The following is a 16,729-nucleotide window of genomic DNA, read 5'->3' as shown; positions in this document are numbered from 1 at the left end:
TGCGAACGGCGGAACGAGTGCCGATCTCCATCGCATGGCCGACGAGTGCTTCTATACCGTGTTCGAGACCGTGGCGGGCTTCGCCGCCATCGGCTGGAACGGCACGGGCGTCTGCAGCTTCCGGCTGCCGGCCGGCAGCGCGCGGGAAGCGGAGCGGGCGCTGCTTCGGCGTTTGCCGGATGCCGGGGCGGCGCCGCCACCCCTGCCGGTACGGGCGGTGATCGACGGCGCGGTGCGCTATTTCGCCGGAGGACGCGTCGATTTCGGCGACGTGCCGGTTGATCTGGGCGTGCAGCAGCCCTTCTTCGAGCGGGTCTACACCGCGGTCCGCCGCCTCGGCTGGGGCGAGACGGCGACCTATGGCGCGATCGCGAAGCTGCTCGACGCCGGCCCTGAATTCGCCCGCGATGTCGGCCAGGCGATGGCAGCCAATCCGGTGCCGCTGATCATCCCCTGCCACCGGGTGACGGCGGCGAACGGGCGGATCGGCGGCTTCTCGGCGCCCGGCGGTTCGCATTCCAAGGCGCAGATGCTCGCGATCGAGGGTGTGGAGGTGCGGGACGGCGTGGTCACCCGTGACGTTCCGCAGCTGGGATTGGGTTTCTAGAAGCCGAACCCGCCCTGCCGTTCGATCAGCGGCCAGCGGCCCAGTTCGATATGTCGGTGCGCGCCCAGAATCGAATGGATCAGCACGAAGTCGGTCGCGTCCCAGCCGATCGGCTCGATCGTCCGCGTGAACGGCCGGCCCTTGCGGTAGAGCAGAGTGACGTGCGGGTGGAAATCCCAGGCACCGCGCAGCAGTCCCGCGTGGCGTAGCCCGCCCTGCAGCTTGCGCCCCAGTTCGGCCAATGCATCGATCCTGCGGCTGGGCTTGAGCGCGATCGTCTCGTTGCCGGCGGACACCCGGTCGAGCCGTACCGGCACCGGCGCGGCGGAGACCTGCTCGCCGATCTCGATCAGCCGCTTCATCTCGGCATAGGGCTGGCGCGCATAATCCTCGGTGATGCCGAGCGTGATGTGCAGCCGGTCATTCTCGACGATGGTCTCGGCCAGCCCCAACTGGTCGCGCTGCACCCCGATCAGGTTGCGGGCGAGCGGCGAGGGACGAAGCGCATAGAAGAAACGGTTTCCAGGCATCAGTGAAAGTCCCTTGAGCGTACCGGGATCAGGTCCGGCGTCTTGAGGCTGCGGCGGGGCGGCCAGCTTTCGAGCGCGCGCTGGCGCGGCAGCTTGAGCCGGTCGCGTGGATCGATCTCGCCGCCATGCGTGGCGCCGTCACCGGGCATGGTCATGCGGGGAAGTTCGAGCTCGCCGACTTCGCGCAGCCACGGAGTGAGGTCGGTGATCTGCTCGGCGACCAGGTGGATAACGATCCCCTCGCGCTGCACCTTGCCCTTGATCGCCAGCATCGTGGCGGACATCACGGTGCGGCGATTGGCCTCGAACCGGTCCGCCCAGAGCACGGCATTGGCGATGCCGGTCTCGTCCTCCAGGGTCACGAACACCACGCCCTTGGCACTGCCCGGCCGCTGGCGGACCAGGATCAGTCCGGCGACTTCCACCCTCTGGCCATCCTTCATGTTCAGCAGGTCCGCGCACTGCGCGATCCGTCGTGCCGCCAGGCGATCACGCAGGAAAGTGAGGGGATGGGCGCGCAACGAGAGCTGGGTCGCGCGATAATCCTCCACCACTTCGCGGCCGGCGCTCAGCGGCAGCAAGGCCACCTGCGGCTCGACCACTTCGGCCACGGTTGCACCCTCGCGTGCATCGGCAGCGGCGAACAGGTCGAGCGGTGCCTGGCTGAGCCCCTTGATCGCCCAGAGCGCCTGGCGCCGGTTGAGGCCGAGCGCCTGGAAGGCATCGGCACGCGCCAGCCGCTCGAGCGCGGCCGGCTTCACCCGGGAGCGGCGCCAGATATCCTCGATCGACGTGAAGGGGGCTTCTGCACGGGCTTCGAGGACCTTCCGCGCATCTTCCTGCGCCAGCCCCTGCACGATCCGCATGCCGAGCCGGATCGGCTGCAGGCTCTTCCAATCCGCCTCGGTGCCGCAGAAACGTGGGTCCTGTTCGCGCGGGTTCGGTCCCTCGGGCACCATCCGCGTGTCCCAGTCGCTGTCGTTGATGCACACGGCGCGTGCCTCGACACCGTGGGCGCAGGCATCTCGGATCAGCTGCGCGGGCGCGTAGAAGCCCATCGGCTGCGCATTGAGCAGCGCGGTGCAGAACACGTCCGGGTGATGGCATTTCATCCAGCTCGAGGCATAGGCGATCTTGGCGAAGCTGGCGGCGTGGCTCTCGGGGAAGCCGTAATTGCTGAAGCCCTTGATCTGCTCGACCATCTGCGCGGCGAAGGTCTCGTTGATCCCGTTCCTGCGCATGCCCTCGATCAGCTTCGGGCCGAACTCGCCGATGTCGCCGCTCGACTTGAAGGTCGCCATCGCCCGGCGCAGCCGATCGGCTTCGCTCGGCGTGAAGTCCGCGCCGACGATCGCCACCTGCATCGCCTGTTCCTGGAACAGCGGCACGCCCAGCGTCTTCTTCAGCACCGCTTTCAGCTTGGGCGAAGGATAATCGACCAGCTCCGGATTCTGCCGGCGTTTCAGATAAGGATGCACCATGTTGCCCTGGATCGGCCCCGGCCGGACGATCGCGACCTGGATGGCGATGTCGTAGAAACAGACCGGCTTCATTCGCGGCAGCATCGACATCTGCGCGCGGCTCTCGATCTGGAACACGCCGAGCGTGTCCGCCTGCTGGATCATCTTGAAGGTCAGGGGGTCTTCCTCCTGCATCTTCGGCGAGGCCAATGTCAGGTAGGTCCGCTTGTGCTCCGCCAGCAGGTCGAACGTGCGTCGCATGCAGCCGAGCATGCCGAGGCCGAGGATATCGACCTTCATGAAGCCCAGCTCCTCGATATCGAGCTTCTCCCATTCGACGACATGGCGTTCGGCCATGGCCGCGGGCTCGACCGGGATCAGGTCGTGCAGCTTGTCGCGGGTCAGCACGAAGCCGCCGGGATGCTGCGACAGATGGCGCGGTGTGTTCACCAGCTGGCGCGCCAGTTCCAGCGTCAGCGCCAGCCGCGGGTCGCTGCGATCGAGGTTGAGCGCGTCGGCATGCTTGTCGTCGACGTCGTTCGACCAACCCCAGACCTGCGAGGAGAGCGCCGCGGTCATGTCTTCCGGAAGGCCCATCGCCTTGCCGACTTCACGCAGCGCACTGCGCGAGCGGAAGCGGATGACGACGGCAGTCAGCGCGGCATGGTCGCGGCCATAGCTGTCATAGATCCACTGGATCACTTCCTCGCGTCGCTCATGCTCGAAGTCGACGTCGATGTCGGGCGGCTCCTTGCGTTCGGTCGAGATGAAGCGCTCGAACAGCAGCTGGTGGACGATCGGATCGATCGACGTGATGCCGAGCGCGAAGCAGATCACCGAATTGGCGGCGCTGCCCCGCCCCTGGCAGAGGATTTGCTGGCTGAGCGCGAACTGGACGATCGAATTCACGGTGAGGAAATAGGGCGCATAGTCCATCTGCTCGACCAGCCCGAGCTCGTGCCGGAGCAGGTCCTGATGCGCCTGCGAGGGCTTGCCCGCGAATTTCTGCTTGAGCCCGTTCCAGGCGAGCGCGGCGAGCGCTTCCTGCGCGGTGCGGCCATCGATGACTTCTTCCTCGGGATATTGATGTTTCAGGTCCCGCAGCGAAAAGGTGCAGCGCTCGGCGATCGCTTCCGAAGCCGCCAGCGCTTGCGGATAGTCGCGAAAGCGTCGCGCCATTTCCGCGGGCGACTTTAGGTGCCGGTCGGCGTTGCGCTCGCGGCGGAAGCCGAGTTCGTCGATCGTGCATTTCTCGCGGATCGCGGTGACCACGTCCTGCAGCATCCGCCGGTCGGGCGTATCGTAGAGGACATCGCCGGTGGCGAGCGGGGTGAGCCCGAAGCGCTCGGCGGCAAGATTGAGTTCGTGCAGTCGCAGTGCGTCGCCCGGGCGGCGATGCTGGGTGAGGCAGAGATGGCCGCTCGCCCCGAAGATGTCCGCCATCCAGCGGAGCGAAACCGGATCACCGGTATCGGCCAGCCCCGGAACCAGCGCGCCGACCAGTCCCTGCGCGGCGTCGGCCAGATCGTCCCAATGGAGGAAGCATTGGCCCTTTTCGCCCTTCTGCGCATCGGCGCGCGACTTGCCGAGGGTGAGCAGCCGGGTGAGCCGGCTCCAAGCCGCGCGATCCTCGGGCCAGACCAGCACCGAGCTGCCATCGACCAGGTCGAGCCGGCAGCCGGCGATCATCCGGATCGGCACGCCGAGCGCGCTGAATTGCTCGGCGGCCACCAGCGCGCGCACCACGCCGCCCACCGAATTGCGATCGACGATGCCGAGCGCCGGCAGGCCGAGCAGGGCGGCCTGCCGGAACAGGTCCTCGGGTGAGGACGCTCCGCGCAGGAACGAGAAATGCGTCGTCACCTGGAGCTCGGAATAGGTCATCCGAACACCCCATGGAGATACCAGCTGAGGTCGCCGGTGACCGCGCGTTCGCCATCGCCGGCGCGGAACAGCCAGTAGCGGCGGCCGTCCTCGTCCTCGACGCGGAAATAGTCGCGCACGCTCAGCCGCTCGGCATCGCGCTTCCACCATTCGCCCTGCACCCGCTCGGGTCCGTCAGCGCGGATCACTTGGTGCGGGCGCCCGCGCCAGGTGAAGCGGCGGGGGGGCTGGTCGGGCAGTTCGGCAATGACGTGATCGAGCCGTTCGGGCCGGCGCAGCAGCCGGGCGGGCTTGGGCCAGGCGGGATGCCAGGGATGGAGCGTGGCGCTGCGATCGAGCTGGCGGACATCGTCGACCTTCGGCCGCTCGCCGCTGCGTATGGGAGGATCGAGCACCGGCGCCCGTGCCAGCGAACGCTCGGGCATGTCGCTTTCCACGGCACGCATCCGCCACATCGCGTCCTGGCCGATCCGTGTCGCCAGCGTGTCCACCAGCGTGGCGATGTCGGGCGCCGCTTCCTCGTCGAGCCGTTCGACCACCGGTTCGGGCCCGAGCGGTGCGGCGCGGCGGACATGCAGGGTGATCGCATCGATCCCATAGCCCGGCTCGACATCCTCGATCCGCCGCTTGAGCAGGCGGAGCAGGTGGGCGGGATCGCGATTGGGTCGGGCGAGGCCGATGCGGATGCGTTGCGGGACCCCGTCGATCCGATCGGCGATGCATTCGAGCGCCTGCACGCCCAGCCCTTCGTCCTCGAGCGCGGCGGCAAGGCGCGGGGTGAGCTGGCCCAGCCAATGCTCGATGGCCTCGGCGCTGGCGATCGGCTCGGCGAAGCGCTGCCGCACGGCGATGCTTTCGGGCGGGGTCACCGGATCGAGCGGCTCGGCGATACGGCCCAGCGCCTGGTCGAGCCGCAGGACCGTCGCCGCGCCGAAGCGGCGCGTGAGCGGCGCGCGGGGCAGGGCGGCGAGCTGACCGATCCGGTCGACCCCCAATCGCTTGAGCAGTTCCACTGCGGCTTCATCGATGCGCAGCGCCGGGGTGGGCAGCCCGGCCAGCGCACGCGCCTGTTCGCCCGGCGGGCAGAGGCAATGGCCATGATAGCGCGCCAATGCCCAGGCGGCGCCGGGCGTGTCGGCGATCGCGATCCGCGCGGTGAAGCCGGCGCGGGCGAGCAGGCGGACGATGTGTCGCGCCATCTTCGCTTCGCCGCCGAACAGATGCGCGGTGCCGGAGAGATCGAGGAACAGCCCGTCCTCGCCCGACAGCGCCACGCAGGGCGACCAGCGCCGGGCGGCGAGGATGGCGAGGCTTGTGAGCGAAGCGAGATCACCCTCGGGATCGGCGGGGCGGATATCGAGTCCGGGTACCTGCGCGCGTGCTTGCGTCACCGCCATGCCGGGCCGCAGCCCCAGCGCCTGGGCGGCGGGGCAGGCGGCGGCGATCTCGATGCGGCTGCCGTTGCGGATCGAGGTGACCAGCGGAGTGAAGGCGTTCGACGACCCTGCGCCTCCGGCCGCACACGGCGCGGGGGCATCCTCCCGCGCCCATTTCGCGCCCGGCCGCCAATGGCCCTCATGCTGTGCTGGCTTGCGGAGCGGCGCCTGGGGCGTGGGGAGGGCGCGCGCGTCAGGCTGCGCGGCGGGGCGCCGTTCCGCCCGCCACAGCCTTTCGATCGGCCATAACGGGAGGAAGAGCGCAGCGACCCGTTGCATCGCATGCCTCCACGATTGTCTCGAAACCTTCTCCCCCTTTTTGCCGTGCCAGCGCCAGCTTCCAGCGCGGCCGGCCGACACCGGCCACGGGCAGCGGCGTCGAAGGCGCGCAGGTCACCCGCCAGCGCGTCACCGCGGCCGATGGCATGGCGATCGGATCGCTGCCCTCGCGGGCCGCGCGCTTCATCAGCAGGGCGATCGTCCGCCCGCCCTCGGCCGCCAGCTGCAGGCGGCGGGTCGCGGTCATGTCCGCGCGCTTGGCCTCGCCGATCACGGCACCCAGCCCGCGATGGCGCAGCCCTTCCTCCATCACCGCGAGCAGCTCGGCATCATCCTTGGCTTCGGCATAGATCAGGCGCTTGGGATCGAGGCCCGACTGGGCGAGCCCCGGCGCGAACAGGTCGCGGCGCCGGACCACCCACAGCACCGGGCCCCAGGCGCGCGCGGCGATGCCGGCGAGGAACAGGGTGGCCGCGCAATCATCCGCCATGTCGCTGGTGCCGGCCGCAACCTCGTGCAGCGCATCGAGCCGCAGCCCCTCGTCCGCCAGCCGCGAATCGATCGCCGGGATCCCGAAGGGCAATGCCGGGCGCCGGCGGAATCCGCCGGTCTCGAGCCCTTTCAGGCTCTCGCGCAATTGCTTCAGGACGGCAGGATCGGCCATGGCCTCACGACTCGGGGGAACGGAATGTTCCTATTGTGTTCCCTATTCGTCCAGAGTCAATTGCCATTCCGCGCGAGCCCCCTAAGCTTGCCGCAATCACAGAATTCAGGGGACCCTGCGCAGATGATCCGCAACTTCAGCCGCCGCCAGGCGCTTCTCGGCACCAGTGCCGCACTTGCAACGCCTTTCCTGGGGAGCCTGATGGCCCACGCTGCCGAACCCGTCGATGCATCGCCTTTGCTCAAGCCCTGGCCGGGCGGCTATGGCGGCGTGCCCCCCTGGGACAAGTTCAAGGCCGAAATGTTCCCCGCCGCCTTCGAAGTCGCGGTCGCCGAGCAGCGCCAGGAAATCCACGCGATCCGCAACGCGCGCAGCGCCTCCACCTTCCACACCGTGATCGAGCCGATGCAGAAGGCCGGGGACACGATGGACCGGGTCCTGTCGGCCTGGGGCGTCTACACCAGCAACCTCGCCGACAAGCAGGTCCAGGCGATCGACCGCGAGTGGAGTCCCAAGCTCACCAAGGCGAATGACGAGCTGTTCCTCGATCCCCTGCTCTTCGCCCGGGTGAAGGGGGCGTATGACACGCGCGCCCGGCAGAAGCTCGACGCCCAGCAGCTTCGTCTGCTCGAGCGGAGCTATCGCGGCTTCGTCCGCCGCGGCGCCGCGCTCTCCGATGCCGAGCGCGCCGAGGTCAGCCGCCTCAACCAGGCGCTCGCTTCGGCCTTTTCCGATTTCAGCCGCAAGCTGCTCGCCGACGAGGAGACCTGGATCGTCCTCGACAGCGAGGCCCAGCTCGCCGGCCTGCCGGACAGCTTCAAGGCATCGCTCAAGGCCGCGGCCGAAGAGCGCAAGGTCGCCGGCTGGGCGGTGGTCAACACCCGCTCCTCGGTCTCGCCCTTCCTCACCTACTCGACCAACCGGGGCCTGCGTGAAAAGGTCTGGCGCGCCTTCGTCTCGCGCGGCGACAATGGCAATGCCAGCGACAACAAGGCCGGCATCGCCGAGATCCTCAAGCTGCGTCAGCAGCGCGCGACGCTGCTCGGCTTCAAGAACCACGCCTATTACCGCATGGACGACACCATGGCCGAGACCCCGGCCAATGCGATGAAGCTGATGATGGCGGTCTGGCCCGCCGCCCGCGCCCGCGTAGCGGAAGAAGTCGCCGACATGCAGGCGCTGGCCGACGCCGAAGGCACCAGGGGGGAAGGCCCGAAGATCACCATCGAGCCCTGGGATTATCGCTTCTATGCCGAGAAGGTCCGCAAGGCGAAGTACGACCTCGATGAAAGCGAAGTGAAACCGTATCTTGAGCTGAACAACATCCTCCAGGGCGCCTTCTACGCCGCCGGCCGGCTCTACGACCTGGGCTTCAAGGAAGTGAAGGACGTGCCGGTGTTCGACCCGGCAGTGCGCACCTTCGAGGTTACCGACACGCGTACCGGCAAGAATATCGGCATCTTCTACTTCGACGGCTATGCCCGCTCGGGCAAGCGCTCCGGCGCCTGGGCCACGCGCTATCGCGGCCAGCAGAAGTTCGGCGGCACCCGCAACACGCTCGCCTCGAACAACAACAATTTCGTCAAGGGCGGCGCCGGCGAGCCGACGCTGATCAGCCTCGACGATGCGACCACGCTGTTCCACGAGTTCGGCCACGCGATCCACAGCCTGCTCCAGAACATCACCTATCCGGGCCTCGCCGGCACGCCGCGCGACTTCGTGGAGTATCCCAGCCAGGTGAACGAGAACTGGCTGCTCACCCGCGACGTGCTCGACAAATACGCCAAGCACTACAAGACCGGCGCGCCGATGCCGCAGGCGCTGGTCGACAAGATCGAGAAGTCCTCCACCTTCAACCAGGGCTTCGACACGGTCGAGTATCTCGCCTGCGCGATCCTCGACATGCAGCTGCATGATCGCGAAGTGCCGGTCACCGACATCGCCGCGTTCGAGAAGGAAGCGCTCGCCGCGCTCGGCATGCCCAGGGAGATCGTGCTGCGTCACCGGCTGCCGCAGTTCAGCCACCTCTTCTCGTCGGACGCCTATTCGGCCGGCTATTACTCCTATCTCTGGTCGGAGACGATGGACGCGGACACCTGGGCGGCGTTCCAGGAAACCGGCAATGTCTGGGACAAGGCCACGGCCGACCGTTTCCGCGCCACCCTGCTCTCCACCGGCAACGAGACCGACCGCAAGCTGGCATACCGCGCCTTCCGCGGGCGTGATCCGGACGTATCGGCGCTGTTCAAGCGGCGCGGGTTTCCGGTCGCGTAGCTGAATATGGTCAGTTCCCCGGCGGAAGCCGGGGCCCAGGGTAACGGAGCGAGACGGCAGAGAAACCCTGGGCCCCGGCCTTCGCCGGGGAACCGTTCTGGGCAGTGCTGCCCGTCCCGAATTCCCATCCTTCCACCCGGCATTTCAGGTCAGCACCGCTGACCTACTTGCACGGGGCTTTGAAATTTTATAACAAAGGTGCGAAACGTGATTCCCGAGCGTTTGGCAACGGGAACCTATGTCCGGAGAGTCCATGTGAGCGAGCGCGATCGCGCCAACCTGCCCCCGCTTGCGCTGCACGTGCCCGAGCCGCGCTTCCGCCCGGGCGACGAAGCGGACTTCAGCGACATCGTGGTGCCGCCCGCCGGTGCCACCCGCCGGCCCGACACCGCCGACCGTGCCGACAGCTTCCACGAGTTGGCGTACGGGCTGGTCCGCGTCCTCGATGACGAAGGCAATGCCGTCGGCCCCTGGGATCTGCGGCTCGATGCCGATGCCAAGCGCCGGATGCTCCGTGCGATGGCACTCACCCGCGCCTTCGACGAGCGCATGTTCCGCGCCCAGCGTCAGGGCAAGACCAGCTTCTACATGAAGTCCACCGGCGAGGAGGCGGTGTCGATCGGCGCAGCGAGCGCGCTGGCGAGCGACGACATGTGCTTCCCTTCCTATCGCCAGCAGGGGATCCTCATCACGCGCGGCTATCCGATCGTGTCGATGATGAACCAGATCTATTCGAACAAGGCCGATCCGCTCGAAGGCCGCCAGCTGCCGATCATGTACTCCTCCAAGGAGTATGGCTTCTTCTCGATCTCGGGCAATCTCGCGACGCAATATCCCCAGGCCGTCGGCTGGGCGATGGCGAGCGCGGCCAAGGGCGACACCCGCATCTCCGCCACCTGGTGCGGCGAGGGCTCGACCGCCGAGGGCGACTTCCACTCGGCGCTGACCTTCGCGACTGTCTACAAGGCGCCGGTCATCTTCAACGTCGTCAACAACCAGTGGGCGATCTCGAGCTTCTCTGGTTTCGCCGGTGCCGAGGCGACCACCTTCGCGGCGCGCGCGATCGGCTATGGCATCGCGGGGCTCCGCGTCGACGGCAATGACGCGCTGGCGGTCTATGCCGCGACCCAGTGGGCCGCCGAGCGTGCGCGGACCAACCAGGGCCCGACGCTGATCGAGCATTTCACCTATCGCGCCGAAGGCCATTCGACCTCGGACGACCCGACGGCGTATCGCTCGGCTGGCGAGCCCAATGCCTGGCCGCTCGGCGATCCGATCCGCCGCCTCAAGGAGCATCTTATCAAGCTCGGCGAATGGGACGAGGAGCGCCACGCCGCGCAGGACCTCGAGCTCGCCGAACTGGTCAAGGCGTCGCAGAAGGAAGCCGAGAAGAACGGCATCCTCGGCCACGGCATGCACCAGCCCTTCGAATCGATGTTCGAAGGCGTGTTCGAGACGATCCCCTGGCACCTCCGCGAACAGCAGCAGCAGATGCTCGACGAGCAGAAGGCGGCCGGCCTGTGAACCAGCTTCTTACCCGCCGCGCGCTGGTGAAGGGGGCCTGCGCGCTCGGCGCGCTTGCGCTGCTCCCGCCCGGCCTGCTCCACGCCGCCCCGATCGGCGATCCCGAGACGATCGACCTCGCCGTCTCGCCGACGCGCTCGACCAAGCTGCTGATCTGGAAGCCGGCCAGCCCCCGGGGCGTGGTGCTGTTCTCGACCGGCCATGGCTCCTGGCCCGAGCGCTATGCGCGGCTGATCTCGGTGCTGCTTGGCGAGGGCTTTGTCGTGCTTGCCCCGCTGCATGTCGATTCGATGCACTATCCTGAGCGCGAGAAGTTCACCTTCCTGTCCTCGTTCACCGAACGGCTGGCCGACATGCGCGCCACCGCTGCCCATGCCGCCAGGGCCTTTCCCGTGCTGCCGGTGATCGCGGCGGGGCACAGCTACGGCACGCTTACCTCGCTGTGCCTCGGTGGTGCGCTTCCGAACTTCAAGGGACGCATCCCTGCGGTGAAGGCGGTGCTCGGCTTCTCGTCGCCCGGCAAGCAGCCCGGCCTGGTTCCGGACAGTGCGTATAGCAGCGTCCAGGTGCCGGTGATGATGGTGACCGGCACGGCGGACGCGCTGCCGCCGGTCATGGGCCATGCCACCCCGGCGAGCGAGCATCTCTTCCCGGCGGAGACCGCACCGGCCGGAACCTATGCGCTGGTCGTCGAGGGCGGCGATCACCAGCTTGTCGACGATGCCGTCCGCTTCCCGCGCACCGAGGCGCCAGTGAAGCTGTTCGTCGAGGCTTATGGCCTGGGCGATGCCGGCGCGCGCCGCAAGCTCGATACATGGAAACCTTCGGCGGGCGACCGCTGGACCCTTCGCAAGGCACAGGCATGACCGAGATGGTCACCGAGACGGGTGCGATCACCCAGATGAACATGATCCAGGCGATCAACTCCGCCATGGACGTGATGATGGCGCGCGATCCGAACGTGGTCGTGATGGGCGAGGATGTCGGCTATTTCGGCGGCGTGTTCCGCGCGACTGCCGGGCTCCAAGCCAAGTACGGCAAGACCCGCGCCTTCGATACCCCGATCACCGAGATCGGCATCATGGGCGTCGCGATCGGCATGGGCGCCTATGGCCTGCGCCCGGTCCCCGAGATCCAGTTCGCCGATTACATCTATCCGGCGCTCGACCAGCTCGTCTCCGAAGCGGCGCGCCTGCGCTATCGCTCGGCGGCGGACTTCACCGCGCCGATCACGATCCGCTCGCCCTATGGCGGCGGCATCTTCGGCGGCCAGACGCACAGCCAGTCGCCCGAAGGCATTTTCACCCACGTCTCGGGCATGAAGACGGTGATCCCCTCGACGCCCTATGACGCCAAGGGCCTGCTGATCGCGGCGATCGAGGACAATGATCCCGTGCTCTTCCTCGAGCCCAAGCGCATCTACAATGGCCCGTTCCACGGCCATTATGACCGCCCGGCCAAGACCTGGGCCGATCATCCCGGCGCCCAGGTGCCCGAGGGCCATTACCGCGTCGAACTGGGCAAGGCTTCGGTCGTCCGCCCGGGCGAGGCTGTGACGATCCTCTGCTATGGCACGATGGTCCATGTCGTCGCCAACACGGTCGAGGAACTCGGCATCGACGCCGAGATCGTCGACCTGCGCACCCTTGTTCCGCTCGACATCGAGACGATCGAGGAATCGGTGAAGAAGACCGGCCGCTGCTTGATCGTCCACGAAGCGACCCGCACCTCGGGCTTCGGCGCCGAGCTCTCGGCGCAGGTGCAGGAGCGCTGCTTCTACCATCTCGAAGCGCCGATCGAACGCGTCACCGGCTTCGACACGCCCTATCCGCATAGCCTGGAATGGGCCTATTTCCCTGGCCCGGTCCGTATCGGCACCGCCCTCAAGAAGATCCTGAAGGACTGATCCGCATGGCACGCTTCACGTTCCGCCTGCCCGATATCGGCGAAGGCATTGCCGAGGCCGAGATCGTTGCCTGGCACGTCAAGGTCGGCGACCGCGTCTCGGAGGACCAGCAGGTCGCCGACATGATGACCGATAAGGCCACGGTCGAGATGGAATCGCCCGTCTCCGGCGTGGTGGTCGCGCTGGCCGGCGAAGTCGGCGAGATGGTCGCGATCGGCTCGGGCCTGATGGTGATCGAAGTCGAGGGCGATGCCGAAGAGGCCGCACCCGCCGCTGCCGAGACTTCGGTCGAGGATCAGGTCGAGGCGGAAACGCCGGGCGTCGAGGAAGTTGCCGAGGCTGCTCCGGCGCCCGCTCCCGCTCCGGAACCCGCGCCCGTCGCCCTGCCCGAGCCGGCCCCGCACAAGCAGGTCCTCGCCAGCCCCGCGGTCCGCGCGCGCGCGAAGGATCTCGGCATCGACCTCGCCAGCGTGAAGGCGGACGGCAATCATGTCCGCCACGCCGATCTCGACGCCTATCTGCGCTACGGCAACGCCCAGGGCTATCACGCCCCGCATGCATCGCGTGCGCGAGAGGATCAGCCGATCAAGGTCATCGGCATGCGCCGCCGCATCGCCGAGAACATGGCCGCATCGAAGCGCCAGATCCCGCACTTCACTTATGTCGACGAGATCGACGTCACCGCGCTCGAGGCGATGCGCGCCGACCTCAACGACAATCGTGGCCAGCGCCCCAAGTTGACCATGCTGCCCTTCCTGATCGTCGCGATCTGCCGGGCGCTGCCCGACTTCCCGATGATCAACGCGCGCTATGACGATGAGGCCGGCGTGGTCACCCGTCATGGCCGTGTCCATCTCGGCATGGCGGCGCAGACCGATGCCGGGCTGATGGTGCCGGTGATCCGCGATGCGCAGGACAAGAATGTCTGGCAGCTCGCCAGCGAGATCTCGCGCCTCGCCGAGGCTGCGCGCACCGGCAAGGCGAAGAGCGAGGAGCTATCCGGCTCCACGCTCACCGTGACCTCGCTCGGCCCGCTCGGCGGCATCGCCACGACGCCGGTGATCAACCGTCCCGAAGTCGCGATCATCGGTCCGAACAAGATCGTCGAGCGCCCGATCTTCCAGGGTGACGAGATCGTCCGTGCCAAGCTGATGAACCTGTCGATCAGCTGTGATCACCGTGTCGTCGATGGCTGGGATGCGGCGAGCTTCGTCCAGGCGGTGAAGAAGCTGGTCGAGACTCCCGTGCTGCTGTTCGCCGACTGATGCGCTGGCGGGCGATGGAGGCGGGGGACCTCGACGGTGTCGTCGCGGTCGCCCGCATCGCCTTCCCGGACCATCCCGAGGGGCGGGCCTGTTTCGCCGAGCGGCTCGCGCTCGCGCCGGACAGTTGTTTCGTGCTCGATGGCGCGCACGGCGTGGCCGGATACCTCATCGCCTATCCCTGGCCGCAAGGGGCGATCCCGCCGCTCGACACCTTGCTCGGCGCGCTGCCCGGGAGCCGGGCGAGCTGGTACCTCCACGACCTCGCCCTGCTTCCCGAGGCGCGCGGCGGCGGCAACGCCCGCGCCGGTCTCGCCCTGCTGTTCGCGCAGGTCGATGCGCCGATCGCGCTGGTCTCGGTCAACGAATCCGCCAGTTTCTGGCAGGCCCAGGGTTTCGTGCCCCAGGAAAGCCCCGAACTCCGCGCCAAGCTCGCCAGCTATGGCACCGACGCCCGCTACATGGTTCGTCCCGCCGGTTGACGCGGCAGCCGCGAACCCGCAAAATCCACCCGTCGATAAAGGGCCATGGACCGGATAGGTAAGCCCGGTCGCTCCGCTCCGCGGAGAACCTGTACCCCGCAAGGGGACCCGCGACGAGACGCCGGCGCACTTCCGCGCCGGTGGCTCGGCGGGTGTGACCTGAACGATCCCACGCACGCGCCGGGCCTCAACTTGAGGAACGACTCAATGCGCCTGAACCATCTCGACCTGCCCGTCCCCGACATCGCCGAGGCCCGCGCCTTTTTCGAGCGCTGGCTGGGTTTTCGCCACGTCCAGACCCTGGGCGACAATGGCCTGTCGATCCTTGTCGACGGCGCCGGCCTCGTGCTGGTGCTCAGCCGCCTCCAGCGTGGTGGCGCGCAGCGTTTCCCGGAGGGCTTCCATATCGGCTTCCACCTGGCCGACGAGGCGGCGGTGACCGCGCTCCACGCCGGGCTCGCCGCCGAGGGGCTGGCCGGCGATCCGCCCGTCCACCAGCGCGGCGCCTTCGCCTTCTATTTCATCGCGCCCGGCAAGATACTCGTCGAAATCGCGCATCGCCCGCCACCAGGCGACTGACAGGTGTCATGCCGGCCTGCTAGGAGGGGATCATGCACTTCGATCTCCTCCAGTCGATCAGCCTTGCCGGCGATGTCTCCGTTCCCAATGACGACCGCGCCGGCTTCGTGCGCGGCCATGCCTGGGTGATCGACGGCGCGACCGATCTCGGCCCGCCCGGGCTGGTCGGCAGCCAGGGCGGCGCGGCCTGGCTGGCGAGCATCGCGCACGGTGCCTTCACCGTCTCCCCGGCCGCGTCGGTCGAAGCGCTGTTCGGCGATGTCGGCGATGCGATCCTCGCCGGCTGGGAGCGCGACCGCACCCGCGATCCCGAGGATCGCTGGGAATATCCGCTCGCCTCCTCGCTCGCCACCCGGCTCGGCGAGGGCGTGCTCGAGATCGGCTGGCTCGGCGACTGTGTCGGCTTCCTCTGGTCCGGCGGCCCGGTCACCCGGCTCGGCCCGGTCCGCGAGATCCGCGATTCGGAGGCCGAACGCGCCGCCAGCCTTGCCGTGCACGGCCTAGGCAGCCCCAAGCGCTCCGCCCCGATCCTCGCCAATCTCCGCGCCACCCGCGGCCGCCCCGGCATGCGCGTGCTCAGCGTCGATCCCGAGCATATGTCGGAAGTCGCCGGCGCCAGCATCGCCTGTGCGCCGGGCGACGAGCTCTTCCTGATGAGCGACGGCTATGCCGCGCTGATCGACAGCTACGGCACGTACGACGACACCACGCTCGTCGAGGCGATCCGCAACCGCGGCCTCGCCGCCATCGCCGAGGAGCTGCGCGCGATCGAGCAGGGCGATGCCGTCTGCACCCGCTTCCCGCGCTTCAAGACCTCGGACGACGCGACCGCGCTCTGGCTGCGGATCGGCGGCTGAGCCCTATTCCCCCGCGTAGATCGAGCGGCTCAGCGCGGTGCGCACCTGCTCGCGCCCGGCAAGGATCCGCTCGCGCGCGGCCCGGTCGAGCGCCTCGGCCTCCTTGGCGATCGCCTGGCGCCTCGCGCTCAATGCCTTGAACGCCGCCGCATCGCTGCCGCTGCCGAAGCCGAAATAGCCATTGGCATTGCCCCAGCTCTTGCGCGCGAGCAGCGTGCAGAGCTCGCCGGTCGCATCGAGCATCGCCTGCTGGTTGGCGAGCAGCGGGTCGGCCTGCGCATCGCCGGCGATCTTCGCGATCCCCAGCTTGGCGGCCTTGGGCAGGCTCGCGCCGCCGATCGCCTCGGCCAGCGCCTTGCGCCGGGCGAGCCGCGCCATGCTCTGCTCGGCGGCGAGCGCGCGGACCTGCGCGATATCGCCGCAATGGCCGATCACCTGCGGGTTCTGCTGGAGCATATAGGGGCTGGTCAGCGCCCCCGCGCCGAACTTGCCCAGCGCCTCGCCATAGGCGCGCACCGCGGCCTGGTCTTCCTTGATCGACGAAAGATAGAGGCTCGAGACCGGCCCGCGCGATGCCGCGCCGGCGGGCAGCGACGGCGTGCCGTCGGTGCCCAGCTCCATGTCGGCGAAGCTGCTGGCATCGGCGCGCGACCGCGTCTGGAACTGGCCATGCGCAACCAGCGCCGCCCCGGCGCCCGCGCCGATCAGCAGCGCCAGCGAGCCCAGCTTCCAGCCCAGCCCGGCATGGCGCGTCGTCACCAGGAATCCGATCAGCCACAGCACCAGCCCGGCGGCGGCACCCCCCACCAGCAGCGCCGGCAGCGGCACGGGCTCGCAGAAATGCGGCCCCAGCACGGCGGCCAGCACCAAGATGGCGCCTCCCACCAGAGTCGCGACTACCGGATGGCCATAAGGGCCTTCCCGATCCCATTCGTCAGACATGATTCCCCCTCTTGTCTGACAAGAGTAGCGAGGAAGCATTTCG

Annotated in this window: 14 protein-coding genes; 9 read left to right on the top strand and 5 right to left on the bottom strand. The window is 68.2% G+C overall.

Annotated elements, in window-relative coordinates:
• Window positions 1–34 precede the first annotated feature (34 nt).
• Complete coding sequence (locus HNP52_RS03690) at window positions 35–607, top strand: methylated-DNA--[protein]-cysteine S-methyltransferase (RefSeq protein ID WP_184162619.1); 573 nt, start codon at window positions 35–37, stop codon at window positions 605–607.
• Here the strand turns inward: HNP52_RS03690 and HNP52_RS03685 are convergent.
• Genes HNP52_RS03685 through HNP52_RS03670 form a run of 4 tightly spaced genes read right to left on the bottom strand, consistent with a single transcriptional unit; the run spans window position 604 to window position 6,860 of the window.
• Window positions 604–1,137: a 2'-5' RNA ligase family protein gene (locus tag HNP52_RS03685; protein ID WP_184162616.1), complete on the bottom strand. Its 534-nt coding sequence runs from the start codon at window positions 1,135–1,137 to the stop codon at window positions 604–606. The two genes, HNP52_RS03690 and HNP52_RS03685, sit on opposite strands and share 4 nt — an antisense overlap.
• On the bottom strand, window positions 1,137–4,481 hold the full coding sequence (locus HNP52_RS03680) for an error-prone DNA polymerase (protein WP_184162614.1): 3,345 nt from the start codon (window positions 4,479–4,481) through the stop codon (window positions 1,137–1,139). Before HNP52_RS03680 ends, HNP52_RS03685 begins: the two co-directional genes overlap by 1 nt.
• Window positions 4,478–6,196: a DNA polymerase Y family protein gene (locus HNP52_RS03675; RefSeq protein WP_184162611.1), complete on the bottom strand. Its 1,719-nt coding sequence runs from the start codon at window positions 6,194–6,196 to the stop codon at window positions 4,478–4,480. The genes HNP52_RS03680 and HNP52_RS03675 overlap by 4 nt, the downstream gene beginning before the upstream one ends.
• The gene (locus HNP52_RS03670) at window positions 6,111–6,860 is read right to left on the bottom strand and encodes an ImuA family protein (protein WP_184162608.1); all 750 of its coding nucleotides are present in this window, start codon (window positions 6,858–6,860) and stop codon (window positions 6,111–6,113) included. Before HNP52_RS03670 ends, HNP52_RS03675 begins: the two co-directional genes overlap by 86 nt.
• Before the next feature lie 123 nt (window positions 6,861–6,983).
• Between HNP52_RS03670 and HNP52_RS03665 the strand changes: the two genes are divergently transcribed.
• From HNP52_RS03665 to HNP52_RS03630, 8 genes are all read left to right on the top strand, one after another.
• A complete protein-coding gene (locus HNP52_RS03665) occupies window positions 6,984–9,134 on the top strand; it encodes a M3 family metallopeptidase (RefSeq protein ID WP_184162603.1) in 2,151 nt (716 codons plus the stop codon).
• A gap of 255 nt (window positions 9,135–9,389) precedes the next feature.
• The gene (locus HNP52_RS03660) at window positions 9,390–10,658 is read left to right on the top strand and encodes a 3-methyl-2-oxobutanoate dehydrogenase (2-methylpropanoyl-transferring) subunit alpha (RefSeq protein WP_311768391.1); all 1,269 of its coding nucleotides are present in this window, start codon (window positions 9,390–9,392) and stop codon (window positions 10,656–10,658) included.
• Window positions 10,655–11,524, top strand: a complete 870-nt coding sequence (locus HNP52_RS03655) for an alpha/beta hydrolase (protein WP_184162600.1) — start codon at window positions 10,655–10,657, stop codon at window positions 11,522–11,524. Before HNP52_RS03660 ends, HNP52_RS03655 begins: the two co-directional genes overlap by 4 nt.
• A 35-nt stretch (window positions 11,525–11,559) precedes the next feature.
• Window positions 11,560–12,564, top strand: coding sequence for an alpha-ketoacid dehydrogenase subunit beta (locus HNP52_RS03650; protein ID WP_184164977.1), 1,005 nt, complete (start codon window positions 11,560–11,562; stop codon window positions 12,562–12,564).
• A gap of 5 nt (window positions 12,565–12,569) precedes the next feature.
• Window positions 12,570–13,829, top strand: a complete 1,260-nt coding sequence (locus HNP52_RS03645; RefSeq protein ID WP_184162597.1) for a dihydrolipoamide acetyltransferase family protein — start codon at window positions 12,570–12,572, stop codon at window positions 13,827–13,829.
• A complete protein-coding gene (locus tag HNP52_RS03640; protein ID WP_221416087.1) occupies window positions 13,829–14,308 on the top strand; it encodes a GNAT family N-acetyltransferase in 480 nt (159 codons plus the stop codon). The genes HNP52_RS03645 and HNP52_RS03640 overlap by 1 nt, the downstream gene beginning before the upstream one ends.
• Window positions 14,309–14,515: 207 nt before the next feature.
• Window positions 14,516–14,887 (top strand): VOC family protein, encoded by a 372-nt coding sequence (locus tag HNP52_RS03635; protein ID WP_184162594.1) that lies wholly within the window; start codon window positions 14,516–14,518, stop codon window positions 14,885–14,887.
• Window positions 14,888–14,919: 32 nt separating this feature from the next.
• Entirely contained in the window at window positions 14,920–15,744 is an 825-nt protein-coding gene (locus tag HNP52_RS03630; RefSeq protein ID WP_184162592.1) for a hypothetical protein, read from the top strand.
• Window positions 15,745–15,747: 3 nt separating this feature from the next.
• Here the strand turns inward: HNP52_RS03630 and HNP52_RS03625 are convergent, their stop codons facing one another.
• Window positions 15,748–16,686, bottom strand: coding sequence for a hypothetical protein (locus HNP52_RS03625; protein WP_184162589.1), 939 nt, complete (start codon window positions 16,684–16,686; stop codon window positions 15,748–15,750).
• Window positions 16,687–16,729: the final 43 nt, after the last annotated feature.

The organism is Sphingomonas kyeonggiensis (assembly GCF_014204495.1).
In the GTDB taxonomy this organism is placed as follows: Bacteria; Pseudomonadota; Alphaproteobacteria; order Sphingomonadales; family Sphingomonadaceae; genus Sphingomonas; species Sphingomonas kyeonggiensis_A.
This window is presented reverse-complemented; position numbering and strand designations above follow the sequence as displayed.

Bases quoted from the DNA above. Each gene is read 5' to 3' on its own strand.
- HNP52_RS03645 (WP_184162597.1), top strand. From the start codon at position 12,570: ATGGCACGCTTCACGTTCCGCCTGCCCGATATCGGCGAAGGCATTGCC.
- HNP52_RS03640 (WP_221416087.1), top strand. From the start codon at position 13,829: ATGCGCTGGCGGGCGATGGAGGCGGGGGACCTCGACGGTGTCGTCGCG.
- HNP52_RS03690 (WP_184162619.1), top strand. From the start codon at position 35: ATGGCCGACGAGTGCTTCTATACCGTGTTCGAGACCGTGGCGGGCTTC.
- HNP52_RS03665 (WP_184162603.1), top strand. From the start codon at position 6,984: ATGATCCGCAACTTCAGCCGCCGCCAGGCGCTTCTCGGCACCAGTGCC.
- HNP52_RS03670 (WP_184162608.1), bottom strand. From the start codon at position 6,860: ATGGCCGATCCTGCCGTCCTGAAGCAATTGCGCGAGAGCCTGAAAGGG.
- HNP52_RS03675 (WP_184162611.1), bottom strand. From the start codon at position 6,196: ATGCAACGGGTCGCTGCGCTCTTCCTCCCGTTATGGCCGATCGAAAGG.
- HNP52_RS03680 (WP_184162614.1), bottom strand. From the start codon at position 4,481: ATGACCTATTCCGAGCTCCAGGTGACGACGCATTTCTCGTTCCTGCGC.
- HNP52_RS03685 (WP_184162616.1), bottom strand. From the start codon at position 1,137: ATGCCTGGAAACCGTTTCTTCTATGCGCTTCGTCCCTCGCCGCTCGCC.
- HNP52_RS03635 (WP_184162594.1), top strand. From the start codon at position 14,516: ATGCGCCTGAACCATCTCGACCTGCCCGTCCCCGACATCGCCGAGGCC.
- HNP52_RS03630 (WP_184162592.1), top strand. From the start codon at position 14,920: ATGCACTTCGATCTCCTCCAGTCGATCAGCCTTGCCGGCGATGTCTCC.
- HNP52_RS03625 (WP_184162589.1), bottom strand. From the start codon at position 16,686: ATGTCTGACGAATGGGATCGGGAAGGCCCTTATGGCCATCCGGTAGTC.
- HNP52_RS03650 (WP_184164977.1), top strand. From the start codon at position 11,560: ATGAACATGATCCAGGCGATCAACTCCGCCATGGACGTGATGATGGCG.